The organism is Vibrio sp. 1F169 (assembly GCF_041439605.1).
Taxonomy (GTDB): Bacteria; Pseudomonadota; Gammaproteobacteria; order Enterobacterales; family Vibrionaceae; genus Vibrio; species Vibrio tasmaniensis_A.
This window is the reverse complement of sequence record NZ_JBGOOI010000065.1, coordinates 1-25,400: the sequence shown is the minus strand read 5'-3', so window position 1 is coordinate 25,400 and position 25,400 is coordinate 1. Positions and strand designations below refer to the sequence as shown.

Sequence of the window (25,400 nt, the reverse complement as noted above, 5' to 3'; positions counted from 1 at the left end):
TGCTAGATGCTAGATGCTAGATGCTAGATGCTAGATGCTAGATGCTAGATGCTAGGTTGGTGTTGTTGGAGTGGTAAAAGTTCAGGCGATAAAAAACGGAGCCTTGAGGGCTCCGCTTCTTATCGTATTCGGTAATTAAAAATTAACGAGCACGGAAGACGATGCGGCCTTTAGAAAGGTCGTATGGAGTCATCTCAACAGTTACTTTATCACCAGTAAGAATACGGATGTAGTTCTTACGCATTTTACCAGAGATGTGTGCTGTCACTACGTGACCGTTTTCAAGCTCAACACGGAACATTGTGTTTGGTAGAGTATCAAGGACAGTGCCTTGCATCTCGATTACGTCTTCTTTAGCCATCTAATCCTCTTTCGAAATTTGGCGGTTTTCAACGGCTTGATTGTGCCGTTAAAATCAAAATATGTAAAGTTGTCGCGTATTCTACCCTCGCCACCGCTGATTTACTAGCCTTTGATGACGTTGAAATCGTACTTTATAGTTCATCGCAGGGCATTCATCGATTTGATAACCCAAATATAACCATTGTTTTTGTTCTTTCTGGGCATGTTGGATCTGGAATAGAACGCCAAGAGTTCCCATGGAAATGTCGATATCAGGGTCGAAGAAGGTATAAAACGCGCTCGTACAGTGAGACATGATGTCTGTAACGGCAATGCCGACTAACTGCCCCTCATCATAGATGTGCATGAACTTTGTAGCAAGCCATTCATTTTTAGAGAAATGCAGAAACTCTTCTTTCTTCGGTGGATACATGGTTCCCGAACGGTGGCGAGCGGTTATATAGCGGCTATACAAGTCAAACCAGTTGTCATCCATTTCATCTTTCAGCTCCCAACGCAGCGCTTTGGCCTTGTTGAGTATTCGTCGTTGGCTCTTGGAAAACTTGACCTCGGGAATCGACAGTCGAATCGCTTGGCACGATGAGCAATTATCGCAATGTGGTTTATAAATGGTTGTTCCACTGCGGCGAAATCCATTCGCAAGTAGAACTTCATAGTTATCTGCGGTGTGCATGTGTTCATCAAGCGTGACTGCCACTCTTTCTTCGAGATGGGGTAAGTAACTGCAAGCGTGATTGTCTGTTAATCCAATTCTGATTTGTTGTAAATCTGGATTCATTAAGGCATTTCCTTTAGCCATTGTTTTTTAAAACATGCATCGTTAACGGACGTTTCTTTGAGTAATCGAAGAGAACTCAGGAATTCATCCCTATCAACCTCTATAGCGCCCAAGGATTCCAAGTGTGGGTTCATGACTTGGCAATCAATGAGTTGTCCGCCGAATTGTGTAAAGTGCTCACAAAAGTACCATAGCGCAATTTTAGAGGCATTAGTCTTCAGGCTGAACATCGATTCACCGCAAAAGACTTGGCCTCTTTGTAACCCATAAAGCCCGCCAATCAGCTCGTCATCTTGCCAAACCTCAACTGAGTGGCAGAACCCTAATGAAGCGAGTTCACGGTAGGCTGCTTGCATGTCATTGTTTAACCAAGTTTCCTCTTCCGGTCTCAGTGAAGAGCAATAACCAATTATTCTGTCCGTCGCTTGGTTGATGCTGACACGGTAATTATGCTTTCTTTGAAATTTTTTAAGACTTTTTGATGGTTCGAATGTCTTAGGATTAAATACCGCTCGCGGTGCAGGGCTCCACCAAAGTATAGGCTCTCCTGGGCCATACCATGGAAATATACCTTGGCTATAAGCGTTCAGAATTCGTATGGGTGACAAATCACCACCGAACGCGAGTAGACCGTTGGGTTCATCAAGCGCGTCGAAGGGCGAAGGAAACTCTATACTAGTAGTATCAAGTTCGGTTAGGTATATAGTCATAAGTACCGCATTACAGATTAATCACTGACCAAGAGGTCTTTAGGAGTTTTACCATGAAGAAGTTGCTTTGGATTTTACTTGTTTTGCCCATGTTGGCAAATGCAGCTTACAACAGAAACCAAGCCAGACCAGTGAATGAGGTCGTTTACGGTGAGGTTGATACGGTCAGGTACATTACCCAACAGGAGATCGTAGAGTCGAAAGCGAATGGTTGGGAAACCTTGTTGGGCGCGGCAATTGGTGGTTTGGTTGGTAATCAGTTTGGTGGCGGCACAGGTAAAGAAGTCGCAACGGCGGTTGGTGCTGTAGCGGGGGCGGGGATCGCTCGTAATCGCGGTAATACGCAATATCGGGTGGAATATAAACTCGTTGAATTATTGGTTAAAACCAAGGATGACAATCTGGTTAACATCATTCAAGACGTTGACAATTCGATGTTGTTCAATAGAGGTGATGATGTGCGGATTCTCTATTTTTCGGATGGCGTTAGAGTTGATCTAGCGTACTAGTATGCAAATGTGTTTGGTTGGCTAATTAATCACCTTTATCGAGGGGATTAGCTCTGGAGTTCGTTGGAAAAGTTCGTTAGTCTGCAACTACGAAGAATTATTCATCACCCGAAAATAAATACGCGCCAGTGACTTCGGGTGATACAAGGACTATAAGAACTAATGGAAAGCCTTACGTTACAACCAATTCAGAAAGTGAGCGGGGAAGTTAACCTACCTGGCTCAAAAAGTGTTTCTAATCGTGCGCTTCTTTTGGCTGCACTTTCAACGGGAACAACTCGCCTAACAAACTTACTAGACAGTGATGACATTCGTCATATGTTGAATGCATTAACACAGTTAGGTGTTGATTATCAGTTGTCTGCAGACAAAACAGTTTGTGAAGTGACAGGTGTTGGTGGTGCATTTTCAAGTGACAAAGCCCTAGAGCTTTTCTTAGGTAACGCGGGTACAGCAATGCGTCCATTGGCTGCTGCACTTTGTTTAGGTCGCGGTGAATACGTTCTTACTGGTGAGCCACGTATGAAAGAGCGCCCAATTGGTCACTTAGTGACTGCACTGAGAGAAGCCGGTGCCGACGTTGAATACTTAGAAAACGAAAACTATCCACCATTGAAGATCACAGGTACCGGTCTGAAGAGTGGTACGGTTTCTATCGACGGTTCTATCTCTAGTCAATTCTTGACGGCATTTTTGATGGCTGCACCTTTAGCTGAAGGCGAAGTGACCATCAAAATCGAGGGTGAATTGGTTTCTAAGCCTTACATCGATATTACGCTGCATATCATGAAGCAATTTGGTGTGGATGTTATCAACAATGACTACCAAGAATTTGTGATTCCAACCGGGCAATCTTACACAGCACCCGGTGATTTCTTGGTTGAAGGTGATGCATCATCTGCGTCATATTTCCTTGCAGCCGCTGCTATCAAAGGTGGCGAGATTAAAGTGACAGGTATTGGCAAAAACAGTATCCAAGGTGATATCCAATTCGCTGATGCACTTGAGAAAATGGGTGCTGAAATTGAATGGGGTGATGACTACGTTATCTCTCGTTGTGGTGAGCTAAAAGGCATTGATATGGACTATAACCATATTCCAGATGCGGCGATGACAATTGCGACAACGGCTTTGTTTGCTAAGGGAACAACCGCAATCCGCAATGTTTACAACTGGCGTGTGAAAGAGACGGATCGCTTAGCGGCAATGGCAACAGAACTACGTAAAGTGGGCGCTGAGGTGGAAGAGGGTGAAGACTACATCATTGTTAACCCTGTGGCTGAACTGACGCACGCGGCGATTGATACTTACGATGATCACCGCATGGCGATGTGTTTCTCGTTGGTTGCTTTGAGTGACACCCCGGTGACGATCAATGATCCAGGTTGTACATCAAAGACATTCCCTGACTACTTCGATAAGCTGAAAATGCTGAGTCTATAAAAATACTAAGTCTATAAAAATGATAAGTATATAAAGGTCCAGGAACAAAAAAGCTTGCCTAGATGGCAAGCTTTTTAATTATTGCCGAATTGTAAATTCTTTCGAAAGGTGATGCGCCAAGTACTTAAACATGTTAAATACCGCGGTTGTATTTTCTGTCGGCATTCCATTGTTGTCTAAGAAGTATTCACCTTTGAAAATGAGTACATCGTCTTTTTCTACTACGCTGTTTGCGCGCATGCCTTCAATGTAGTCATCATGTGATTGGATAATTTGGTTTGCGATAAGCAGTAAATCAAATTCTGCTATTACTTTCTTTGTCATGAGTTTATCTCTGATAACTGAATATATCGTTGAGTTTATGGTGTCGAACTAGAAATTCAATGATTTCACAACCGATTAAGAGAGTCTTTTCAAACATCCACAATTTATTTTGTGATTTATGACAAAAATAATTGAATGGGGCTCGCGTTAGATTCGCCGACAAGCTTAGTATGAGCGCGTTTAGACGTAATGCCTGATGAATAGGCTCTTGCAAGTATTCTTAGTGAGTACTTTATAGCTTCTTTATATTGTGACTCTTTTCTCTATGAGTCGTCGAATTGTCGAGCGATCAGATCCAATTTTGAAAAAAGCGGTTGATCTTCTAGTAATCTCGCACAATAGTAAAAAAAGAAGCAATGAATTTAGAATATCATGCGTAAAAGCCCACAAGTAAAATTGTTGGTGTTGAAGCATCGTGATTAAGGACGTTAGAGTCAATATGGGTAAATCGCTCGTTATAGTGGAGTCGCCAGCCAAGGCTAAAACTATCAATAAATATCTTGGCAAAGACTTTGTCGTTAAGTCGAGTGTAGGTCACGTTCGTGATTTACCAACGGCGGGTCAAAGTACAGGTCAAAAGGCTGCTGCAGTTTCAACCAAGGGTATGAGCCCAGAAGATAAAGCTCGTATCAAGAAAGAAAAAGATCGCAAAGCGCTTATTAAAAAGATGGGTATCAACCCTTATCAAGAGTGGGAAGCGAATTACCAAATCTTACCGGGCAAAGAAAAAGTCGTTGCTGAATTGCAAAAACTGGCTGAGAACGCAGACCATGTTTATCTCGCAACCGATTTGGACCGCGAAGGAGAAGCTATCGCATGGCACCTTCGTGAGATCATCGGTGGTGATGAAACGCGATACAAACGAGTGGTTTTTAACGAAATTACTAAAAATGCTATTCAGCAAGCTTTCGAAACTCCAGGTGAGCTAAATATCGACGGCGTAAACGCACAACAAGCACGACGTTTTATGGACCGTGTTGTTGGCTTTATGGTGTCACCACTGCTTTGGAAAAAAGTAGCACGAGGCCTATCCGCTGGCCGTGTTCAATCTGTAGCTGTAAAACTACTGGTTGAACGTGAGCGCGAGATCAACGCTTTTATCCCTGAAGAGTTCTGGGATGTGCATGCTGATACCAAAACGGCAGAGAAAACAGATTTCAGACTGCAAGTCGCTCAAAAAGACGGTGTTGCGTTTAAACCTGATAATGAAGCGCAAACACAAGCTGCAGTAAGCGTTTTAGAAAAAGCGCAATACGAAGTATGTAAACGTGAAGACCGCCCAACTAAGAGTAAGCCGTCTGCACCTTACATCACGTCGACTCTGCAACAAGCGGCGAGCACACGTCTTGGTTACGGCGTAAAGAAAACCATGATGTTGGCTCAACGTTTGTATGAAGCGGGTTACATCACTTATATGCGTACTGACTCAACGAACTTGAGTTCAGAAGCTGTAGAAGCCGCTCGTGAATACATTGGTTCTGAGTTTGGCGCACAATACCTTCCACCGAAGGCGCTTGTATACGGCAGCAAAGAGGGCGCACAAGAGGCTCACGAAGCGATTCGTCCTTCAAGTGTCGATGTTAAGTCTGAAGACCTAAACGGCGTAGACACAGACGCATACAAGCTTTACTCGCTGATTTGGAATCAATTTGTTGCATGTCAAATGACACCTGCGCAATACGATTCAACGACGGTAAGCGTTAAAGCTGATGAGTACACGTTAAAAGCGAAAGGTCGTATTCTTAAGTTTGATGGTTGGACTCGCGTTCAACGTCCAATGGGTAAAAATGAAGATACGATTCTTCCTGCTGTACAGGTTGGTGAAAAGCTAGACCTAATCGCATTAGACCCTAAACAGCATTTCACTAAGCCGCCAGCCCGTTTTACTGAAGCGGCGCTAGTTAAAGAGCTTGAGAAGCGTGGTATTGGTCGTCCTTCAACGTACGCATCAATCATCTCTACGATTCAAGACCGTGGTTATGTAAAAGTTGAACAGCGTCGTTTCTATGCTGAGAAGATGGGTGAAATTGTTACTGACCGTCTAGATGGTAGTTTCAATGACCTAATGAACTATGACTTTACGGCTCGTATGGAGCAGAAGTTAGACCAAATCGCAGAAGGCGAAGCAAGCTGGAAAGGCGTGCTAGATAACTTCTTCGAAGACTTTACAGGCGATTTGGAAAAAGCCGATTTAGATGAAGACGCTGGTGGCATGAAGCCAAATCATATCGTTGAAACCGATATTGAGTGTCCAACTTGTAGCCGTAAAATGGGTATTCGTACAGCTTCGACTGGCGTATTCCTAGGTTGTTCTGGTTATGCACTTCCACCAAAAGAGCGCTGTAAGACAACCATTAACCTTGGTGATGAAGACGGTATTATCAACGTTCTTGAAGAAGACGTTGAAACCGCAGCACTTCGAGCGAAAAAGCGTTGTCCGATTTGTGAAACGGCAATGGATGCTTATCTGATCGATGATAAGCGTAAGATGCATGTGTGTGGTAACAACCCTAACTGTGAAGGTTATGTGGTTGAACACGGCGAATTCAAAGTGAAAGGCTATGATGGTCCGCTTGTTGAGTGTGACAAATGTAGTTCTGACATGGTTTTGAAGAATGGTCGTTTCGGTAAATACATGGACTGTACGAGTGAAGATTGTAAGAACACTCGTAAGATTCTGAAGAATGGCGAAGTAGCGCCACCTAAAGAAGACCCAGTGCATTTCCCTGAACTCCCATGTGAAAATTCAGATGCATACTTCGTACTTCGTGATGGGGCTTCTGGTCTGTTTATGGCCGCGAGTAATTTCCCTAAATCACGTGAAACACGTGCACCATTAGTGGAAGAGCTGGTTCGTTTTAAAGACCGTATTTCACCTAAATTCCAGTATCTAGCATCAGCACCGGTTGCTGATCCTGATGGCAAGCCGACAGTGGTTCGCTTTAGTCGTAAGACAAAAGAAAACTACGTTCGTACCGAAGTGGACGGTAAACCTTCAGGTTGGACCGCTTTGTACATCGACGGTAAGTGGGAAGTTACGGATAAACGTAAAAAGCCTAAAGAGAAGTAACTGAATGTGTGACCCGATCTGATATGGGTTGACATTTTATTGATGAAAAAAGCAGCCATTAGGCTGCTTTTTTTTGATCTGAATATGACTAATTATGCTGTCTCTCGATCGTCGGCCTTACCTGTGTCTATTTGTTAAATTCAGGTCATGAAATAAATGAAATGGATAATAATCTTTAATTATGCAACCTTAACGTGATTGTAACTTAATTAAAATATTGTAAGTCACAGATCAGGTTTTAGTTGTATACCTGATGTATTCCGAGTGTTAACTTAATGTTTCACAAAAACAGTGTAATGTGAGCTGCTTTAAGTCTTAGGAAAGCAATCGGCTTACATAACACAGAATGGCGTATTAAAAATTGAAATCGACCGGAAAGTCGATAACGTATATAAAACCAAGTGCAAACAATAGTGCACACTTAACAACGTTTGGCTTAGGATATTTTCACTGCATGTGAATGGATATTCGTTAAGTACCGAAATAAGTGTTGGTGCTCATCCCCCAGAGGAAGATACCTCTTAGAGCACTAACATCGACAAGCTATAAATATATGGAGAATAAAATGGCTGGTGTATTAGGAATGATTCTTGCTGGTGGTGAAGGCTCTCGCTTAAGACCTTTAACTGAATCTCGCAGCAAACCCTCGGTTCCTTTCGGTGGTAGTTACCGCTTAATTGATTTTGCTCTGAATAACTTCGTTAATGCTGATCTAATGAAGATCTACGTATTAACACAGTTTAAGTCACAATCACTGTTCCATCACATGAAAAAAGGTTGGAATATCAGTGGTATAACAGACCGTTTTATCGACCCAATCCCTGCGCAAATGCGTACAGGTAAGCGTTGGTATGAAGGTACTGCAGATGCTATTTATCAAAACCTTCGCTTCATGCAGTTGGAAGAACCTGATCAAGTTTGTATTTTTGGATCAGATCATATTTACAAAATGGACATTAAGCAGATGCTTGATTTCCATAAAGAGAAGAAAGCGGCTTTAACCGTTTCTGCATTGCGTATGCCGCTTGCTGAAGCATCTGAATTCGGCGTTATCGAAGTGGATGCTGAAGGACGTATGATTGGTTTTGAAGAGAAACCGGCTAACCCGAAACCAATTCCAGGTGACCCGGAGTCTGCGCTTGTGTCTATGGGTAACTACGTATTTGAAGCTAACGAGTTGTTCGCAGAACTTGTTGAAGATGCAGATAAAGAAGACTCGACACATGATTTCGGAAAAGACATCATTCCAAACATGGTTCCGCGTGGTGATGTGTTTGTTTATGACTTCAGTACTAACCGTATTACTGGTGAGAAAGAAGAAGTTTATTGGCGCGATGTAGGTACGATTGACGCGTACTGGCAAGCTCATATGGATCTTCTTGAGAAAGATGCGCCATTCTCGCTATACAACCGCAAGTGGCCACTACATACGTACTATCCGCCACTACCGCCGGCTACGTTTACTGATTCGGCAAACGGCCGTGTTCAGATCATCGATAGCTTAGTGTGTAACGGCAGCTACGTACGTGGCTCTCGCATTGAGAAGTGTGTATTGGGTTTCCGCAGTAATATCGCATCAGCGTGTGATATTAGTGAGAGTATCTTACTCGGTGACGTGAAAGTGGGTGAAGGTTGCGTACTTCGTCGTGTCATCGTCGATAAAGATGCAGATATCGCACCTGGAACACAGATTGGCGTAAATCTGAAAGAAGATAAAAAGCATTACCATGTCTCTGACGATGGTGTAGTAGTTATTCCTAAAGGAGCTCGAGTTGGTTACTAAGACTCTCTCGGTACTTTTTGTAGCGTCTGAAGTTGAAGGCTTGATTAAAAGTGGTGGCTTGGCTGATGTAGCCAAGGCACTGCCAAAAGCGTTACAAACACTCGAACAAGATGTTCGAGTGACCATCCCTGCTTATAGAAACATTCCAAACATTGATTCAGCTGAAGTGATTTTGTCGACCGAGCTCGATCATTGGCCTCATACTGCTTATCAAGTCAAAAAGTTGAGTGTCGAAGGTGTTCAAATCTTCGCTATTGAATGTGCCAAGTATTTCGATCGCCCTGAAATGTACGCAGAGAACAATCAAGCGTATGCCGATAACGGAGAGCGCTTCTCGTTCTTCAGTACGGCTTGTTTGGATATGCTTCCTAAGCTCGCGTTCCAACCTGATATCATTCATGCAAATGACTGGCACACAGGTTTTGTGCCTTTCTTGCTTAAATCACGTTATCAACAACACGATTTCTTTGAAAATACGCGCAGTGTTATCTCGATTCACAATGCAGTTTTCAAAGGGGTGTTCGCATACGATGAACTGCAATGTCTGTCAGAGATGCACAGTTACAATGTGCCTGAAGCATCTGTAAGTGACACGCATGTCACCATGCTAAAAGCAGGGGTGATGTGTGCCGATAAGATCAATGCAGTAAGCCCAACGTATGCGGAAGAGCTGAAAACGGAGTTAGGTAGCCATGGCATGGCTGCAGAGTTCCAACATCGTTCGGCCGACTTATTTGGTATTCTCAACGGTTGTGATTATGGAGCTTGGAACCCGGAAACAGACGCTTTCCTTCCTCGTAAATTCAAAGCAACGAAACACAGCATGACTCGTGGAAAATCTGCTTGTAAGCAAAAACTGCAACAAGATGTTGGTTTACCCGTTACCGATTGTGCGGTTTATGGCATGGTTTGCCGTCTGACCAACCAAAAAGGCGTTCATTACTTACTGCCTATCATCGAGCAGTTCTTGAAAAACGAATTGCAGATCGTGATTGTCGGTACTGGTGATCCGGTTTTGGCGAGTCAATTGAAAGAGTTATCAGCACTTCATTCAGACAAGTTCTCATTCGTAGAAGCCTACAATAATGAACTAGCGCATTTGGTTGAAGCGGGCTCTGATTTTTTCTTGATGCCTTCTGAGTTTGAGCCTTGTGGCTTGAACCAAATCTACAGCATGGCTTACGGCACTTTGCCTATTGTGCGCTCTGTTGGTGGTTTAAAGGACAGTGTGAATGATTACGATCAGGATCCCGAGATAGCAACAGGCTTTGCTTTTGAGGAGCCAACACCGCAAGCATTGCTAACGGTATTGCATCGTTCATTACTACTTTATGCTCAAAATCCATCTGAAATTAAGCGCGTTCAACTTTACGCGATGCAACAAGACTTTAGTTGGGAAGATGCGGCACAAGAATATCTTGCGATGTACCATTCTGCATTTTAACTTGTTGACTTAGCTTTAAAATTCAGTTGTTGAATAACAACAGTTCATAATAAAAGAAGGCGCTCTGTTGATAGAGTGCCTTTTTGTTTTCTGGTCAGATCACATCACGTTTCCAAAGACAAAGCTTGCAAACTCATTTTAGTCAGGTAGAAAAGGTGGTCAGGTATTCACATGACTAGTGTTGGGTTTGACACTATTATCACTTAAAATTCTTAATTGCGTGATATCCTTAGTCATCGCCTTGTGATGAGGCTTAGCTCCATAAATAAATTAAGCGATAGGTATGTCTGAGAGTTTATTATTTCATAAAACATTTACTCACCCTACGAGTGATGAGTGGGTTGTGTTTGTGCATGGCGCAGGGGGCAGTTCCTCCATTTGGTTTAAGCAGATCAAAGCGTATAAACAGCATTTCAACTTGCTTCTCATTGACTTGAGAGGGCACGGTAAATCAGACAACATACTTAAAGATCTGATTTCGAACCGTTATACGTTCAAATCAGTAACGCTCGATATTCTTAAAGTGTTAGATCATCTAAAAATCCGATCCGCACACTTTGTGGGTATGTCTTTGGGTACGATTATCGTTCGTAACGTGGCCGAACTGGCGGCAAGCAGAGTACGTTCGATGGTGCTTGGTGGTGCTGTCACTAAACTTAACACTCGATCTCAAGTCTTAATCAAATTAGGAAACCTGAGTAAGCACATCATTCCTTATATGTGGCTATACAGCCTTTTTGCTTATGTTGTGATGCCGCAAAAAAGTCAGAAAGAATCACGTCACCTGTTTATCCGCGAAGCGAAAAAGCTGTGCCAAAAAGAGTTCAAGCGCTGGTTTATCCTCACGGCTGATGTGAACCCATTGATGAAATACTTTAAAGACAGGGAGTTGCCGATTCCGACTTTGTATTTGATGGGCGAGCGCGATTACATGTTCATCAAACCCGTTAAAGAAATGGTCGAAGCACACGAGTCGAGCGAGTTGGTAGAAATTGCCAACTGTGGGCATGTATGTAATGTAGAAAATCCTGAAGAATTCAATCAACAATCTATCGCTTTTATCCAAAAGCAAATCCAGTGATTCTCTAGGTTGATTATCAAAGCAGATGATTCAATAGAATTAAAATAAAAACGGGAAGCTAATTTAGCTTCCCGTTTTTATTTGGAGGAGGTATTTGATCGAATCGTGTCTGTAACAACTGAAACTCTGCTATTCAGGCGACGCAGCGCCGCACTGCCAACAAGACCCGAATTGTGCTTCATTGATTTCATGACACTCACCACAACGCCACTCTTCATAGATGATCGAATCTTGCTGTTTTTGGTAGTCATTGACGATCGTGCGGGCTTTACTAGCCAGTTCTGGCTCATATAACCATACGTAAGGGTCTGTATCTTCGGTAAATGGAATTTCACCTTTTAAACCAAACAAACCCTCACCACGGACTTCACACGCAATATTCTCACTTTCTAACAATCCACAGATGATATGAGCTTCTGTCGGATTCGATGCATTGAAGATTTTCATTGAAATAGAACCTTATTTGGCTGCATGCGCTATTTAGCTATATACGTTACTCAGCGACAGGTGTTGAGCGAAATTTGTTCATCAACCATTTAGCAATAATTGGGAACACACCCAGTAAGGCAAATGACAACAGTACTGAGGGAGACACGATGCCCGAAAGTGAATCAATTTCTGCGAGTTGAGTTCCGGCATTCAAGAAAACGGCGGTACCCGGCAACATACCGATTTGGCTAGTAATATAGTAACGACTCACCGACATAGGTGTTAGACCCATCAATAGATTGATAAGGAAAAACGGGAAAACAGGAATTAGACGTAGCGAGAATAAGTAAAATGCACCGTCTTTTTCAACGCCCTTATTGATGGTAGCTAATTTGTCGCCAAACTTGGTTTGGATCCAGTCACGTAACAAGTAACGGCTACTTAAGAAGGCGAGGGTTGCACCAATAGCGCTCGCGAAAGACACCAGCAGTAAACTGTTCCAAAACCCAAACAGCGCAGCGCCTAACAGCGTAACAACGGCAGCGCCAGGAATTGAGAAAGCCGTAATCATGACATACGCGACAAAGTAGATAGCGGCAGCGGCAATGAAATTGCTCTCGATGTAGTCATTCAAAACAGCTTGCTGGGCTTTTGCATTTTCAAGCGTCAAGTACTGGCCGAAATTGACGCCTAACAAGACGATGGTTATGACCAACACAATACCCAATATCATTTTTTTACTCATTGATACTTCCTCTAAATTTTCAATGCATACCATTAGTTTTTAAATGTATACCACTAGTATAGATAGACAGGCAAAGCATAGAATAACTTTCACCAGATATAAAAAAAGCCGCAAAAATGCGGCTTAGTTATCTAGATAGTTTGCACTGACAATGTTAATTGACGTGATTGATAAGCTCTTCACGACGTTGCTGCGGTATAACAGACCAATGTGTACCATTGATCGCGCCTTCTAGGGCCCATAACAGTTCAATACTGACAGAAGACGCGTGCGATTCTTTGATGGCGTTAAATGCGTTTACAGAGCCAGATTCATATAAACGTTCTACAGAATCGATCCCTGCCTTTTTCAACATCCGCTCGGTGGCGAGTCGAAGGTTAGGCAGATCTTTGAGTCGAGTTGGTTTAGCAGAAGATTGTTCAGCTTTCTCTTCTTTAGCAAAACCTAGAGACGTAGTCGCAAGCTGCAAGATTTTCTCTTGGTCTTGCCATAAGCCTTCAGGTAAAGCGAAATATTTAGTAACGACAGGAAAACCACGTTTTTTGTAGACGTACGGTTGAAATCCTTGTTGTTCGAATTGTTGCGTTGTGCATTTGTCAGCTCGTATATGCAACTGGTCATTCACAATCAGGGCAAACATAGTGTCATCAGCAAAAAGCCCGAATCCACCAAACATTGAGCGTGACTTAATTTTTCCTAGGGGCTCAAATAATTTCATTGAGTCCTTTAGTATCGGTTTATCCATGTTATTTATCTCGGTGTATTTGAACTACGCCACCAAATAAGCAGGTCCGAGAGATTAGCAAAATGTTGCAATTAAATTGTCAATAGGCTGTAAATTACTAAAGTATTAGTAGTTACTGCATTTTGCCATCGGTAACCCCGCTACCATACCAACGAGTGGTTTAGGCCGGAAGCTTTGCGTCCCACTTTTTCAAGTGGTTTGCCCTGTGCGTGACTGGGTTATTAGAATAAAGTTTTTGTTGAATTAGGCTCACACTTCTTATTTCAAAATGTGATGTTGCTTCAATTAATGATCTTTGAATTATGCATGCAAGTGCACCTTGTTTGTTGATAAAAAAAACGCACCTAAAGGTGCGCTTGATTAAACTAAACTCATTACATCAATTAATTTAACGTTTTAACTGTACTTCGCTCAACAATTTCAGGGTGCATTTCGAAGACGCGTTTCTCGTGGTCTTTGTCTTTTATACGCTCTAGTAGTATTTCGAATGCATTTTTACCAACACGGCGCTTAGGTTGGTGAACCGTCGTTAACGGTGGAGAGAAGTATTCAGCCAATTCTATGTTGTCGTAACCGATCACTGAGATATCTTCAGGAATACGAATGCCTTTTTCTTGTAATCGGCTCATCAGTCCTAATGCCATCGTGTCGTTAAAACAGAATACTGCGGTAGGGCGATCTTTCATCTCAATGATTTGGTCAGCAGCAATCACAGCTGTGTCACATTCAAAGTTGCCTTCGATGATCATATTTTCATCGGCAGTAATCTTCGCTTCATTGAGTGCGCGCTTGTAACCTGAGATGCGTTCAACACACGCTGCTTTGTCTAAGTGGCCACTTAAACATGCAATCTTGGAGTGACCGCGCTCAATGAGGTATTTGGTTGCTAGGTAGCCACCTTCTTCAGAGTTATCGATGATCTTATCAGCCTGAGAGCTTTCAGGGCCCCAGTCCATGATAACTTTAGGGATGTCTGCGTGACGGTCTAACATCTCTCTTAGTTCTTCAGTCAGGTCAGAACACATAACTAAGATGCCATCTACACGTTTCTCTGCAAGCATTCGAATGTAGTCACGTTGCTTTTCGTAGATACCGCCCGTATTGCACAAGATCAAAGTGTAACCTTGACGGTAGCAGTAGCTCTCAACACCATCGATAACTTCAGAGAAAAATAGGTTAGTTGATTGAGTCACTAGCATACCGATGGTGCGTGTTGTATTGCACTTCAAACTACGAGCAACGGCACTTGGCGCATAGTTCAGTTCGTCTACGGCTTTGTTTACTTTTTCTTGAGTCGCTTCAGCAACAAAGCGAGTTTTGTTGATTACGTGAGAAACGGTTGTTGTTGATACGCCGGCTAAGCGTGCGACATCTTTTATAGTGGCCATGTTTTTATCCTATTAGAAGCTACTTTCCCAAAGTACGGAATGAAGTAGCCGTTAAGCTACCTAACTAAGAGCTTAAATTTGTAGGGCTCTTTGGGTACTAAAGTGCTAAAAAACAAAAAACCGCTATTGAGCGGCTTGTCTTAACACCGAAATGCTCTGAACTTCAATAAGTGTAGCATTTCGTGAATGTTTCATATTTTATCGTTTGCGGTCACAATTTTAGACTGACTAGAAATTACTCGCAATAAAATTCACCCAGAAATCCGGGTGAATGGTCACAATTCTATTGAATTTATTTATCGAGTCGTCAAAAAAAGCTTATTCGCCAGCTAGGTATTGAGTGTCTAATTTACAGAATGCCAATAGCAGGGATGAGACTGATGCGTAGAAACCGAATGTGTCAATGTCATGACATTTAACGTTGAACTTTGGTACCCAAGTAAGCAGTTGCTGTTCGATAAATTGCTGTTGAACAGCAAAGGATTTCTCTAGTTCTTCTTCTAGTTCAGTTTCGTTCGAACGAATGATTAGATTACCTAGGAAATCGAGTTCGATAGCAATGTGGTCAGCTGGCTCTTTTAGGTCTTGGTTAACCACCAAGTTGTGTTTAGCCATGATTTCTTCCATATCTTTTGCTGGCTTATCGTTCAAAAGGCCAGTCTGGCCGATATACATAGAAGCGTAAGGAAGTGCGCCATGTTTATCAGTCTTTAAGAATAAGTCACAGAAGTCAGCAGACAATTCTAATTGAGCATCTTCACGTGTTTGTAGACGGTTTAGCGCATCCACTAAGCTATCAATCGCCGGCTTTAGTGTTTCATTTTCACCTAAACCAGTTAGGAAAGAACGAATTTCAACAGAGTGGTAGTGATCGAGTTCTTCTTGAGTGAGCTCTTTAGCGAACAAGCTTGATAGCCACCAGTATATTTCTGCTCGTTGTTCGTTGAATGCTTTCGTATCTTTCATTTCTTAGATCCTGATTTAGTCTTGTGGTGTGTGTATACCTAGCATCGTCGAGTGATTTATGTATAGACACACCAAGGCTGAATAACAAGGTTATTTGCGAAACGCAAAGTTACTCGTTAGTAGTAATGCCTATATTGAATTGCGATGGGGGACAAATAGCAAGGTTTAAGATTGTCTTGTATCAAAAAAAAATCATGTTTCTGGCTTTTATCTTCTGTAGTACTAGAATTGTTACGAGTTATGAATAGAATGGTCACTGAAACTATTAAATAAGAAAAGTGGTGTAGATGAGCTATCACGTATTAGTCGTAGAAGATGATGTGGTAACCCGAAGTAAACTGGTTGGATATTTCCAGAATGAAGGTTACACAGTGAGCGAAGCTGAAAGCGGGGCTCAAATGAGAAAAATGTTAGAAGAAAATAACGTTGACCTCATTATGTTAGACATCAACTTGCCAGGCGAAGATGGATTGATGCTAACTCGCGAATTACGCAGTCAATCAGACATTGGAATAATTTTAGTTACTGGACGCACGGATAGCATTGACAAGATCGTTGGCCTTGAAATGGGCGCAGACGATTACGTTACTAAACCCTTCGAACTTCGCGAGTTGTTGGTTCGAGTTAAAAACCTCTTGTGGCGTATTTCGGCTGCTCGTAAAACTGCAGCGGTTGCGGTAGAACAAACAGAAGACGAATCTGTGGTTCGTTTTGGTGAATGGACGTTTGATATACCTCGCCGTGCGCTAAGCAAGAACAGCGAGCCGGTGAAATTGACCAAAGCTGAATATGAACTATTGGTTGCACTCTCTTCTTACCCTAACCAAGTATTAAGCCGTGAACGTATTTTGAATATGATCAGCCATCGAGTAGACGCGCCGAATGACCGCACTATCGACGTGTTAATCCGTCGTATGCGTGCAAAAATGGAGTTTGACCCTAAGAATCCACAAATTTTTGTGACGGTTCACGGTGAAGGTTACATGTTTGCTGGTGACTAATTTCCCGTGGAAAGCTGATTTCAGTAACGATACTTGAACGTAAAAAAACCGAGACATCAATGATGCCTCGGTTTTTTTGTTACTGAACTTTTTAATGGTTTACCGTCGGAGTACTGCTCTCGACAGGGTCATTACTTGTGTCTAGCCAATCTCGCAAGCTTTGCCAAACTAATCCCATCGTCTCATGCCAATAGCGCTCAGTCTGCTCGAGATAGATAGCCTTAGGCATATACTTATTCCATGGTTCAACAATCCCTTCTTGTGCAAGGTAGTTGGTTGGAGCTGGTAATGGTTTCATGCCCGCGGCATTGAATTCATTAAGTGCGCGAGTCATATGGCTAGCTGATGTCACCAGCACCATTTTCTTATTCTTAACGAATGCAGCGGCTTGGCGAGCTTCTTCCCACGTATCTTTCGCAGTTTCAAGCAGAATGATATCGGGTTTTGCCACGCCGAGTGCTAGCGCTACTTTAGCCATCATTTTGGCGTTGCTCACCTCAGTGCCTGCGCCATAACCAGACAAAATGAGTTTAGCTCCAGGGTAAAGACGTAAGATACGAATCCCTTCACTTAAGCGCATCAGACCGGTGCGGCTAAGTTCTGATGTTGGTGGGATTTGGTCATCAACAACGTGACCACTTCCAAGAACCATAATGTAATCGACGGTATCATCGATAGGTAAAAAAGCGGTGTGTTGCCTTTCCATTGGCATTAAAAGTTGACTAGAAACAGGCTGGAAAGCGATTAGGAAAATACCACAGAGGGCTGAAAGGGTAATTAGGCAACCTGTCTTCCTTTTTGCAGTAAACATCACTAGGGCTAAACCCAGAAAAGCGAGAATTAACATTGCTGGCAGTGGCATCAGTAACGAAGACACTACTTTTTTCAGCTCAAACATATCCGAATAGTCCGAAAAAACATCACTTAGTAGTAAAAAGAGACATCGCCTCTTTATTCCTGAAATTCCTGTGACAGAATAGCAGGCACGATAGGACATAATAACTCAAGTAGCCGTGACTGAAGACCGTAATTTCGACGATATTGCCCACAAATTTGCAAAAAACATATACGGCTCTGACAAAGGAGAGATCCGTCAGTGCATCGTATGGGAAGATTTAGAACAAGCTTTGAGCAAGTTTGATCAATCCGCTTCGCCGCTGCATGTCCTTGATGCAGGCGGTGGACTTGCACAGATGTCACAAAAAATTGCGACACTAGGCCACAACGTTTCTCTGTGCGACCTCTCCTCTGAAATGTTGAAGCTCGCAGAAGAAAGTATCAGCGAAGCGGGTTTGCTCGAGCAATATCGATTTATTCATTCTCCGGTACAAAAAGTGGCAGAGCATCTCGAAGAGAAAGTCGATTTTGTGATGTTTCATGCCGTAATGGAATGGCTAGCAGACCCCAAACAGGCACTTGATTTATTGTTGGAACAAGTAAAACCCGGTGGTATTGCCTCGATAATGTTTTACAACCACCATGGTTTAGTCCTGAAAAATGTGATTTGTGGCAACATTCCTCATGTATTGAATGGGATGCCACATCGAAAAAGGTTTAAGCTGCAACCACAAAAAGGCTTGAAGCCTGAAGAGGTTTATCAATGGATAGAAGACGCTGGTCTAGATATCTGTGGTAAATCAGGCATTCGCTCTTTCAGTGACTACATAGGTAATATGGAGTACATGGGTGATTACCAATTTGAAGATGTGTTGGAACTAGAGAAACAGCTATGTCGCCAAGAGCCATATCTGTCGCTAGGCCGTTATATTCACGTTTGGGCTCAAAAACCTGCGCAATAACAGCGGTGAATGTGGTAAAAGAAGCCACAACATGCGCTATGCCATCGTAAGAAGCCGCGTCATAAAGAAATAGGCGTCATATCTAATACGTTCGATATGACGAACAACAGTAACAGGAACCACAATGAGTGAAATGACTCAAACTGCCGAAGAGCAGCCAATTGATGAGTTGGTGGGCTGGGTCAAGCAGCATGATTTTTCATTAAACTTGCCACCAGAGCGCTTAGCATTTTTGATTGCTATCGCCGTATTAAGCAATGAAAGGTTCGATGAAGAGTTGGGCGAGGGTGAACTGCACGATGCATTCACTATTGTCACTCGACTGTTTGAAGATACTGGCGAAGCGTCTGCGTTTCGTGCCAACAACGCTATCAATGAGTTGGTTAAACAGAAGTTGATCAGCCGCTTTACCAGCGAAATCACAGATGGTGCAAGCATTTATCGCTTATCGCCATTGGCGATTGGTATCTCAGATTATTACTTACGTCACCGCCAGTTTTCTAAATTAAAACTGTCTATCCAGCTTTCTATGGTTGCCGATGAGATGGCAAAAGCCATTGAAGCCGCCCAGAAAGGTGGAACTCCGGGACATTGGAGAAGGAATGTGTACGGCGTGCTCAAGTATTCTGTTGGCGAAATTTTTGATCAGATCGATCTCAACCAGCGGGTTATGGATGAACAGCAACAAACCGTCAAGCAGCAAATTGCGGATCTGTTAAATAAAGATTGGCGAGAAGCAATCAACAACTGTGAGTCTTTGCTATCAGAAACCTCAGCCACGCTAAAAGAGTTGCAAGACACCTTGCAAGCGGCGGGTGATGAACTGCAAACCCAGATTCTTGATATTCAAGAAATTGTTTATGGTGACGATGAGCTCGAGTTCGTTGGCGAAACCCTATTTGGTTTGCAAATGAAGCTAGACCGAATCACCAGTTGGGGCCAACAAGCGATTGATTTGTGGATCGGCTACGATCGCCACGTGCATAAATTTATCCGTACCGCGATCGATATGGATAAAAACCGTGCCTTTAGCCAACGCTTGCGTCAGTCAGTCACTGACTACTTTGATGCGCCTTGGTTATTGACCTACGCAGACGCAGAAAAACTCACGGATCTTCGCGATGAAGCACTTGTGCTCCGTGATGACGAAGTGATGGGGCAAGCCCCAATCGACGTAGAATACGAAGAATTTGAGCAAGTGAACGATCTACTTTCAGAACGAATCGGAGATATGTTGAAAGCTCACAAACAGCAAGGTGCGCCAATTGATCTTGGCCTTGTGCTGCGTGATTACCTCGCAGCGCACCCTCGCACACACCATTTTGATTTAGCCAGAATTGTTGTCGACCAAGCCGTTCGCTTAGGTTACTCAGAGTCTGACTATCAGGCTATTCAGCCAGATTGGCAGGCAATCAACGATTTCGGTGCAAAGGTACAAGCAAATGTCATTAACAAGTACTGATGATTACATGCCAGAGAAACTGGTAAAAGCGATAGCGAACCCATTGTTTCCTGCGCTAGATAGCATGTTGCGTTCAGGCAAGCATGTTTCAACAGAAGACCTCGATAACCATGCGTTGCTTTCTGATTTTGAAGTTGAGCTTCAGCATTTTTATCAACGCTACAATACGGAACTGGTAAAAGCGCCTGAAGGTTTCTTCTATCTGCGCCCGCGTTCTACGTCTTTAATTGGTCGTAGTGTGTTGTCTGAGCTCGACATGCTGGTTGGCAAAGTATTGTGTTTCTTATACCTAAGCCCAGAGCGTTTGGCTCATGAAGGCATCTTCACCAATCAAGAGTTGTTTGATGAACTGATGTCGTTAGCGGATGAGAAAAAACTCATGAAGCTAGCAACCAACCGTGCGTCTGGTTCTGACTTAGACAAAGAAAAGCTGTTTGAAAAAGTACGTACTTCTTTACGCCGTTTACGTCGTATCGGCATGCTGATCGTGATTGGTGAAACAGGTAAATTCCGTATCAGCGAAGCGGTGTTCCGTTTTGGTGCAGATGTTCGTGTTGGCGATGATATGAAAGAAGCGCAATTACGACTTATTCGTGATGGTGAAGCTGTTGTTCATACTCAAGAACCTAACCAAGGTAGCTTGTTGAATGAAGAGCAAACGGAAGCCGTATCAGAAGTTGAACTAAACGTGGACGAAAACGGTCAACAAGACATTTTTAACGATCAAGCCGGCTTTGACCTTGAGTCAAACGATGGCGAACAAACAAAAGTAGAAGGTGAAGCATGATTGAAAGAGGTAAGTATCAATCATTAACCATGATCAACTGGAACGGTTTCTTTGCGCGTACTTTTGATATTGATGGATTGGTTACAACGCTTTCTGGCGGTAACGGTGCGGGTAAGTCGACCACAATGGCGGCATTCATCACTGCACTGATCCCTGACCAAAGCCTTCTGCATTTCCGTAATACAACGGAAGCGGGCAGTTCACAATCATCACGCGACAAAGGTCTTTACGGTAAGCTTCAACCTGGCGCATGTTACGCCGCGCTAGATGTTGTGAACTCTCGTAATCAACGCCTATTGTTTGCAGTAAAACTGCAGCAAGTTGCGGGTCGTGATAAGAAGGTCGACATCAAACCGTTTGTAATCCAAGGCCTTCCAAGCCATGTGAAGCCAACGGATGTATTGATCCAGAACGTTTCAGACAGCCACGCTCGTGTGTGTCAACTGAACGACGTGAAAGCAGCGGTAGCGCAATATGAAGGGGCGCACTTTAAAGCCTTTTCTTCGATTGTTGATTACCACTCACAGATGTTTGAATACGGTGTGGTACCGAAGAAACTGCGTAACAGCAGCGACCGTTCTAAGTTCTACCGTCTGATTGAAGCATCGCTTTACGGTGGTATTTCTAGTGCGATTACGCGTTCTCTGCGTGATTACCTTCTACCGCAAAATGGTGGCGTGAAGAAAGCATTCCAAGACATGGAATCAGCACTACGCGAAAACCGCATGACGCTAGAAGCGATCAAAACGACTCAGTCGGATCGTGACTTGTTCAAGCACTTGATCACTGAATCTACGAACTACGTGGCAGCAGATTACATGCGCCATGCCAACGATCGTCGCAACAAGCTTGATCAAACGATGAAGTTCCGTGGTGAACTGTTTGGTTCTCGCGAAACCTTGCTTGATCAAAACAACTTGTTGAACCGCGTTCAAGAAGAGCTTGAGCTGTTGGTCGATCAAGAATCGGCACTAGAGCAAGATTATCAAGCGGCTTCGGATCATCTTCAATTGGTTCAAACTGCACTTCGTCAGCAAGAGAAAATTGCTCGCTACAGTGAAGATCTAGAAGAGCTTAATGAGCGTCTAGAAGAACAGATGATGGTAGCTGAAGAAGCTCAAGAACGAGTACTTCTTGCTGAAGAACAGGCAACCATTACTGAAGAAGAAGTGGATAGCCTGAAAACTCAGCTTGCTGACTACCAACAAGCGTTGGATGTTCAGCAGACTCGTGCGCTTCAATACCAACAAGCGGTTCAAGCATTAGAGAAAACTAAGCAGCTACTTGATGATGAGTCTATTACGGCAGAAAGCGCATTAACTCTGGTTTCTGAGCTAAAAGCACAAGAAGAATCAAGCACTCAAACGTTACTGTCGACTAAGCATAAACTAGACATGTCTTCTGCTGCGTCTGCGCAGTTCGACAAAGCGCTCGCTCTTGTTAAAAGCATCGTTGGTGACGTTGAGCGTAAAGAAGCGTCTAACAGTGCTAAGCAAGCGTTAGAAAAAGGCCGTAACGCAAAACACGTTGTTGAAAACGAACAACAGTGGCGTGCTCAGCACCGCGACATGGCTCGTGATGTGGCGCAGCAGCGTCAAGCAAAAGAGCTTGCGACTGAATACCAAAAGCAACACAACATCTCACTGACTGACGAAGCGGTTTTCGATGAAGAACGTGAACGCCATGCAATGCAGATCGATTCTCTTGAGTACGCTCAAGAAGAGCTGCGTGAAGCGAAGAGTGAGCAACGTCGTGTGCAACAAAACCACGACCAAGAGATTCAAAAACTTGAGTCTATTGCTCCAACGTGGATCACGGCGAACGACGCACTTGAAGCCCTAAGAGATCAAACAGAAGCTGAGCTAGAAGATAGCCAAGCAGTAATGACTCAAATGCAGCAAGTGCTTGAAGACGAAAAATCTCAAGCGGTAGCGAAAGATCAATTGGCGACGCGCCGTTCTGAACTTGAACAAGAGATAGAGCGTTTAGCTTCTCCGGGTGGCTCTAACGATCCTCGCCTGAAAGGTCTGGCGGATACGCTTGGTGGCGTGCTGCTTTCTGAGATCTACGATGACATCACGATTGGCGATGCACCGTACTTCAGTGCGATGTACGGCCCGGCTCGTCACGCAATTGTGGTTTCGGACCTTGATGGCATTAAAGAGAAGCTGGTGGATCTTGATGATTGTCCAGAAGATCTTTACATCCTAGAAGGCGATGTAGATGCGTTTGATGACAGCTCGTTCAATGCCGATGAGCTTGAAGGTGCGGTGTGTGTTCAGCTGAACGATCGCCAAATGCGTTACTCGCGCTTCCCTGAGATTCCATTGTTTGGCCGTGCGGCTCGTGAGCAACGCCTAGAGAAATTGCGTGAAGAGCGTGACGTTGTGGTAGAAAACCATGCCAAAGCTGCGTTTGACTCTCAGAAACTGAATCGCCTATACCAAGCATTTAACAGCTTTGTTGCTAAGCATCTGCACGTTGCGTTTAACGCAGATCCAGAACAAGCACTGGCTGCTATTCGTGATAAGCGTAATCAAATTGTTCGTTCTCTGGCTGAGCTTGACTCTAAAGAGCAACAACAACGCAGTCAGCTTCTACAAAGCAAGCAAGCACTTGGTGCACTGGACAAATTGGCACCAATGGTTCGTATTCTTGAAGACGAAACATTAGCTGAGCGTCTCGCTGAATTAGAAGCACAACTAGAGCGTCTAAGCGAAGCTAAGTCTTACTTGAACACTCATGGCAAAGCACTTACTTCATTAGAGCAAATCGTTTCTGCACTCGATGCTGACCCAGAGCAATTCGAAGCTTTGGAAGCCGAGTATCGTCAGGCGGACAGCGCGTTACAAACTCTAAAAGGTAAAGTGTTTGCTCTTTCTGACTTAATCGAACGTCGTCACTACTTTGCTTACGCAGATTCTGTTGACCTGCTTAACAAGAGCAGCGAACTGAGCGAACAACTGAAAGCGAAGTTGGTTCAAGCAGAACAAGCACGAGCTAAAGGCCGCGATGGCTTGAAGCAAGCTCGCGAACAGATGAACCAGTACAACCAAGTATTGGCAGCACTGAAGAGCTCGCACCAAGCGAAGCAAGAGACGGTTCAAGAGTTCAAGCAAGAGCTACAAGAGTTCGGTGTTAACGCTGATGAAGGTGCTGAAGAGCGCGCGGTTCGTCGTCGTGACGAGCTTCAAGAGCGTTTGCATACTTCTCGTAGCCGTAAGAGTGAATACGAACGCACGATTACCTCAACTGAACTTGAGATGAAAGCGCTGGCTAAGCGTCTTAAGAAAGTTCAGAAAGAGTACACAGAGCTTCGTACCTTCGTTGTTGCAGCAAAATCCGGCTGGTGTTCAGTACTGCGTTTAGCTCGTGAGAATGACGTTGAACGTCGTCTGCACAAACGTGAACTGGCTTATTTAACGGCGGGCGAACTTCGCTCTATGTCGGATAAATCACTGGGTGCGCTACGTCTGGCTGTAGCTGACAATGACGACCTGCGTGATTCGCTGCGTCTCTCTGAAGACAACGCACATCCAGAGCGTAAGGTTCTGTTTTACATTGCGGTTTACCAACACCTTCGAGAGCGCATTCGCCAAGACATCATTCATACGGATGATCCGGTTGAAGCAATCGAAGAGATGGAAGTAGAGCTAGCTCGACTAACAGAAGAACTGACGCAGCGTGAAAACCGCTTAGCGATCAGCTCTGAGTCGGTAGCAAGTATCATAAAGAAAACGATTCAGCGCGAGCAGAACCGTATTCGTATGCTCAACCAAGGTCTGTCTAACATTTACTTTGGTCAGGTTAAGGGCGTGCGTCTGAACGTTAAGATCCGTGAAAGCCACGAGATCTTGCTATCAGGGCTAGCGACTCAACAAGATCAACACAAAGACTTGTTTGAATCAACGCGCTTTACCTTCTCTGAAGCGATGGCGAAGTTGTTCCAACGTGTCAATCCACATATCGATATGGGTCAACGTTCTCCGCAAGTTCTTGGTGAAGAGTTACTGGATTACCGTAACTACCTAGAGCTGAGTGTTGAAGTTAACCGTGGTTCAGACGGTTGGTTACAAGCGGAATCGGGTGCATTGTCTACGGGTGAGGCGATCGGTACTGGTCAATCAATCCTATTGATGGTTATTCAGAGCTGGGAAGAAGAGTCACGTCGACTTCGTAGTAAAGACATCGTTCCATGTCGTTTGTTGTTCCTTGATGAAGCCGCTCGTCTGGATTCTAAGTCGATCTCTACGCTGTTTGAACTGTGTGACCGTTTAGGTATGCAACTTCTGATTGCTGCGCCAGAGAACATTAGCCCAGAGAAAGGTACAACCTACAAACTGGTACGTAAGGTCTTCAAAGACCACGAACACGTACACGTTGTTGGTCTGCGTGGTTTTGCTAAAAACAAACCGGTATCTCCTGTTCAATAGCTTATCGAAACCCCTTAGAAGCGTAATCTATCTACCGTAAATTAATGGCCTCGAAGTATACACTTCGGGGCTTTTTTTGTTTGGCTGTCCCGTCCTGAAATGTGTTTACACATTGAGGACGAATTATGACTACTTCAAAT

Annotated in this window: 21 protein-coding genes and 1 riboswitch; of the genes, 11 read left to right on the top strand and 10 right to left on the bottom strand. The window is 43.7% G+C overall.

The features are described 5' to 3' along the window. Window positions 1-142 precede the first annotated feature (142 nt). The 3 genes from infA to aat all read right to left on the bottom strand — a co-directional run bounded on the left by infA (window position 143) and on the right by aat (window position 1,851). Window positions 143-361: a translation initiation factor IF-1 gene (infA, locus tag ACED53_RS18800; RefSeq protein WP_001040192.1), complete on the bottom strand. Its 219-nt coding sequence runs from the start codon at window positions 359-361 to the stop codon at window positions 143-145. Between the two features lie 81 nt (window positions 362-442). After that, window positions 443-1,141, bottom strand: coding sequence for an arginyltransferase (locus ACED53_RS18795; RefSeq protein ID WP_029223914.1), 699 nt, complete (start codon window positions 1,139-1,141; stop codon window positions 443-445). Continuing rightward, on the bottom strand, window positions 1,141-1,851 hold the full coding sequence (gene aat / locus ACED53_RS18790; RefSeq protein WP_017099938.1) for a leucyl/phenylalanyl-tRNA--protein transferase: 711 nt from the start codon (window positions 1,849-1,851) through the stop codon (window positions 1,141-1,143). The genes ACED53_RS18795 and aat overlap by 1 nt, the downstream gene beginning before the upstream one ends. 53 nt (window positions 1,852-1,904) lie before the next feature. Between aat and ACED53_RS18785 the strand changes: the two genes are divergently transcribed. Both ACED53_RS18785 and aroA read left to right on the top strand, forming a co-directional pair. Next, window positions 1,905-2,360 carry a glycine zipper 2TM domain-containing protein gene (locus ACED53_RS18785; RefSeq protein WP_012603608.1) on the top strand — a complete coding sequence of 152 codons (456 nt, stop codon included), beginning with the start codon at window positions 1,905-1,907 and terminating at the stop codon, window positions 2,358-2,360. A gap of 162 nt (window positions 2,361-2,522) precedes the next feature. Continuing rightward, window positions 2,523-3,803 carry a 3-phosphoshikimate 1-carboxyvinyltransferase gene (gene aroA, locus ACED53_RS18780; RefSeq protein WP_012603609.1) on the top strand — a complete coding sequence of 427 codons (1,281 nt, stop codon included), beginning with the start codon at window positions 2,523-2,525 and terminating at the stop codon, window positions 3,801-3,803. A 78-nt stretch (window positions 3,804-3,881) separates the two neighbouring features. Here aroA and ACED53_RS18775 read toward each other — a convergent pair whose 3' ends face one another. Beyond that, window positions 3,882-4,127, bottom strand: coding sequence for a YciN family protein (locus ACED53_RS18775; protein WP_017099939.1), 246 nt, complete (start codon window positions 4,125-4,127; stop codon window positions 3,882-3,884). Window positions 4,128-4,566: 439 nt separating this feature from the next. Here ACED53_RS18775 and topA point away from each other — a divergent pair, with 439 nt between their 5' ends. From topA to ACED53_RS18755, 4 genes are all read left to right on the top strand, one after another. Beyond that, window positions 4,567-7,197: a type I DNA topoisomerase gene (gene topA / locus ACED53_RS18770; RefSeq protein ID WP_017099940.1), complete on the top strand. Its 2,631-nt coding sequence runs from the start codon at window positions 4,567-4,569 to the stop codon at window positions 7,195-7,197. A 553-nt stretch (window positions 7,198-7,750) separates the two neighbouring features. Further along, window positions 7,751-8,980 (top strand): glucose-1-phosphate adenylyltransferase, encoded by a 1,230-nt coding sequence (gene glgC, locus ACED53_RS18765; protein ID WP_081326175.1) that lies wholly within the window; start codon window positions 7,751-7,753, stop codon window positions 8,978-8,980. Further along, window positions 8,970-10,424, top strand: a complete 1,455-nt coding sequence (gene glgA, locus ACED53_RS18760) for a glycogen synthase GlgA (protein ID WP_017099942.1) — start codon at window positions 8,970-8,972, stop codon at window positions 10,422-10,424. The genes glgC and glgA overlap by 11 nt, the downstream gene beginning before the upstream one ends. Before the next feature lie 283 nt (window positions 10,425-10,707). Beyond that, window positions 10,708-11,505, top strand: a complete 798-nt coding sequence (locus ACED53_RS18755) for an alpha/beta fold hydrolase (RefSeq protein WP_009846349.1) — start codon at window positions 10,708-10,710, stop codon at window positions 11,503-11,505. Window positions 11,506-11,634: 129 nt separating this feature from the next. Here ACED53_RS18755 and ACED53_RS18750 read toward each other — a convergent pair whose 3' ends face one another. The 5 genes from ACED53_RS18750 to torD all read right to left on the bottom strand — a co-directional run bounded on the left by ACED53_RS18750 (window position 11,635) and on the right by torD (window position 15,778). Then, window positions 11,635-11,952, bottom strand: coding sequence for a DUF2007 domain-containing protein (locus tag ACED53_RS18750; RefSeq protein WP_017099943.1), 318 nt, complete (start codon window positions 11,950-11,952; stop codon window positions 11,635-11,637). 46 nt (window positions 11,953-11,998) lie between these two features. Beyond that, window positions 11,999-12,679: a TVP38/TMEM64 family protein gene (locus tag ACED53_RS18745; protein ID WP_029225373.1), complete on the bottom strand. Its 681-nt coding sequence runs from the start codon at window positions 12,677-12,679 to the stop codon at window positions 11,999-12,001. Between the two features lie 154 nt (window positions 12,680-12,833). Then, window positions 12,834-13,424 (bottom strand): TfoX/Sxy family DNA transformation protein, encoded by a 591-nt coding sequence (locus ACED53_RS18740; protein ID WP_017099944.1) that lies wholly within the window; start codon window positions 13,422-13,424, stop codon window positions 12,834-12,836. A gap of 127 nt (window positions 13,425-13,551) precedes the next feature. Next, window positions 13,552-13,637, bottom strand: a riboswitch (cyclic di-GMP riboswitch). A 170-nt stretch (window positions 13,638-13,807) separates the two neighbouring features. Next, entirely contained in the window at window positions 13,808-14,812 is a 1,005-nt protein-coding gene (gene purR / locus ACED53_RS18735) for an HTH-type transcriptional repressor PurR (RefSeq protein WP_017099945.1), read from the bottom strand. A 318-nt stretch (window positions 14,813-15,130) separates the two neighbouring features. After that, window positions 15,131-15,778, bottom strand: coding sequence for a molecular chaperone TorD (gene torD / locus ACED53_RS18730; protein ID WP_012603615.1), 648 nt, complete (start codon window positions 15,776-15,778; stop codon window positions 15,131-15,133). Window positions 15,779-16,065: 287 nt separating this feature from the next. Here torD and torR point away from each other — a divergent pair, with 287 nt between their 5' ends. After that, a complete protein-coding gene (gene torR, locus ACED53_RS18725; RefSeq protein ID WP_009846355.1) occupies window positions 16,066-16,779 on the top strand; it encodes a two-component system response regulator TorR in 714 nt (237 codons plus the stop codon). 91 nt (window positions 16,780-16,870) lie between these two features. Here torR and elyC read toward each other — a convergent pair whose 3' ends face one another. Further along, complete coding sequence (elyC, locus tag ACED53_RS18720; protein ID WP_032499020.1) at window positions 16,871-17,677, bottom strand: envelope biogenesis factor ElyC; 807 nt, start codon at window positions 17,675-17,677, stop codon at window positions 16,871-16,873. Window positions 17,678-17,792: 115 nt separating this feature from the next. Here elyC and cmoM point away from each other — a divergent pair, with 115 nt between their 5' ends. The 4 genes from cmoM (at window position 17,793) to mukB (ending at window position 25,260) form a co-directional block, all read left to right on the top strand. After that, the gene (gene cmoM / locus ACED53_RS18715) at window positions 17,793-18,578 is read left to right on the top strand and encodes a tRNA uridine 5-oxyacetic acid(34) methyltransferase CmoM (protein WP_009846357.1); all 786 of its coding nucleotides are present in this window, start codon (window positions 17,793-17,795) and stop codon (window positions 18,576-18,578) included. 124 nt (window positions 18,579-18,702) lie between these two features. Next, a complete protein-coding gene (gene mukF, locus ACED53_RS18710) occupies window positions 18,703-20,040 on the top strand; it encodes a chromosome partition protein MukF (protein WP_012603619.1) in 1,338 nt (445 codons plus the stop codon). Beyond that, a complete protein-coding gene (gene mukE, locus ACED53_RS18705) occupies window positions 20,021-20,827 on the top strand; it encodes a chromosome partition protein MukE (protein WP_017097715.1) in 807 nt (268 codons plus the stop codon). The genes mukF and mukE overlap by 20 nt, the downstream gene beginning before the upstream one ends. Then, a complete protein-coding gene (gene mukB / locus ACED53_RS18700) occupies window positions 20,824-25,260 on the top strand; it encodes a chromosome partition protein MukB (protein ID WP_029223168.1) in 4,437 nt (1,478 codons plus the stop codon). Before mukE ends, mukB begins: the two co-directional genes overlap by 4 nt. Window positions 25,261-25,400: the final 140 nt, after the last annotated feature.

What these genes read in the sequence shown, in the direction of transcription:
- infA (WP_001040192.1), bottom strand. Translation starts at nt 361, where the DNA reads ATGGCTAAAGAAGACGTAATCGAGATGCAAGGCACTGTCCTTGATACT.
- ACED53_RS18795 (WP_029223914.1), bottom strand. Translation starts at nt 1,141, where the DNA reads ATGAATCCAGATTTACAACAAATCAGAATTGGATTAACAGACAATCAC.
- aat (WP_017099938.1), bottom strand. Translation starts at nt 1,851, where the DNA reads ATGACTATATACCTAACCGAACTTGATACTACTAGTATAGAGTTTCCT.
- ACED53_RS18785 (WP_012603608.1), top strand. Translation starts at nt 1,905, where the DNA reads ATGAAGAAGTTGCTTTGGATTTTACTTGTTTTGCCCATGTTGGCAAAT.
- aroA (WP_012603609.1), top strand. Translation starts at nt 2,523, where the DNA reads ATGGAAAGCCTTACGTTACAACCAATTCAGAAAGTGAGCGGGGAAGTT.
- ACED53_RS18775 (WP_017099939.1), bottom strand. Translation starts at nt 4,127, where the DNA reads ATGACAAAGAAAGTAATAGCAGAATTTGATTTACTGCTTATCGCAAAC.
- topA (WP_017099940.1), top strand. Translation starts at nt 4,567, where the DNA reads ATGGGTAAATCGCTCGTTATAGTGGAGTCGCCAGCCAAGGCTAAAACT.
- glgC (WP_081326175.1), top strand. Translation starts at nt 7,751, where the DNA reads ATGGAGAATAAAATGGCTGGTGTATTAGGAATGATTCTTGCTGGTGGT.
- ACED53_RS18755 (WP_009846349.1), top strand. Translation starts at nt 10,708, where the DNA reads ATGTCTGAGAGTTTATTATTTCATAAAACATTTACTCACCCTACGAGT.
- ACED53_RS18750 (WP_017099943.1), bottom strand. Translation starts at nt 11,952, where the DNA reads ATGAAAATCTTCAATGCATCGAATCCGACAGAAGCTCATATCATCTGT.
- ACED53_RS18745 (WP_029225373.1), bottom strand. Translation starts at nt 12,679, where the DNA reads ATGAGTAAAAAAATGATATTGGGTATTGTGTTGGTCATAACCATCGTC.
- ACED53_RS18740 (WP_017099944.1), bottom strand. Translation starts at nt 13,424, where the DNA reads ATGGATAAACCGATACTAAAGGACTCAATGAAATTATTTGAGCCCCTA.
- purR (WP_017099945.1), bottom strand. Translation starts at nt 14,812, where the DNA reads ATGGCCACTATAAAAGATGTCGCACGCTTAGCCGGCGTATCAACAACA.
- torD (WP_012603615.1), bottom strand. Translation starts at nt 15,778, where the DNA reads ATGAAAGATACGAAAGCATTCAACGAACAACGAGCAGAAATATACTGG.
- torR (WP_009846355.1), top strand. Translation starts at nt 16,066, where the DNA reads ATGAGCTATCACGTATTAGTCGTAGAAGATGATGTGGTAACCCGAAGT.
- elyC (WP_032499020.1), bottom strand. Translation starts at nt 17,677, where the DNA reads ATGTTTGAGCTGAAAAAAGTAGTGTCTTCGTTACTGATGCCACTGCCA.
- mukF (WP_012603619.1), top strand. Translation starts at nt 18,703, where the DNA reads ATGAGTGAAATGACTCAAACTGCCGAAGAGCAGCCAATTGATGAGTTG.
- mukE (WP_017097715.1), top strand. Translation starts at nt 20,021, where the DNA reads ATGTCATTAACAAGTACTGATGATTACATGCCAGAGAAACTGGTAAAA.
- mukB (WP_029223168.1), top strand. Translation starts at nt 20,824, where the DNA reads ATGATTGAAAGAGGTAAGTATCAATCATTAACCATGATCAACTGGAAC.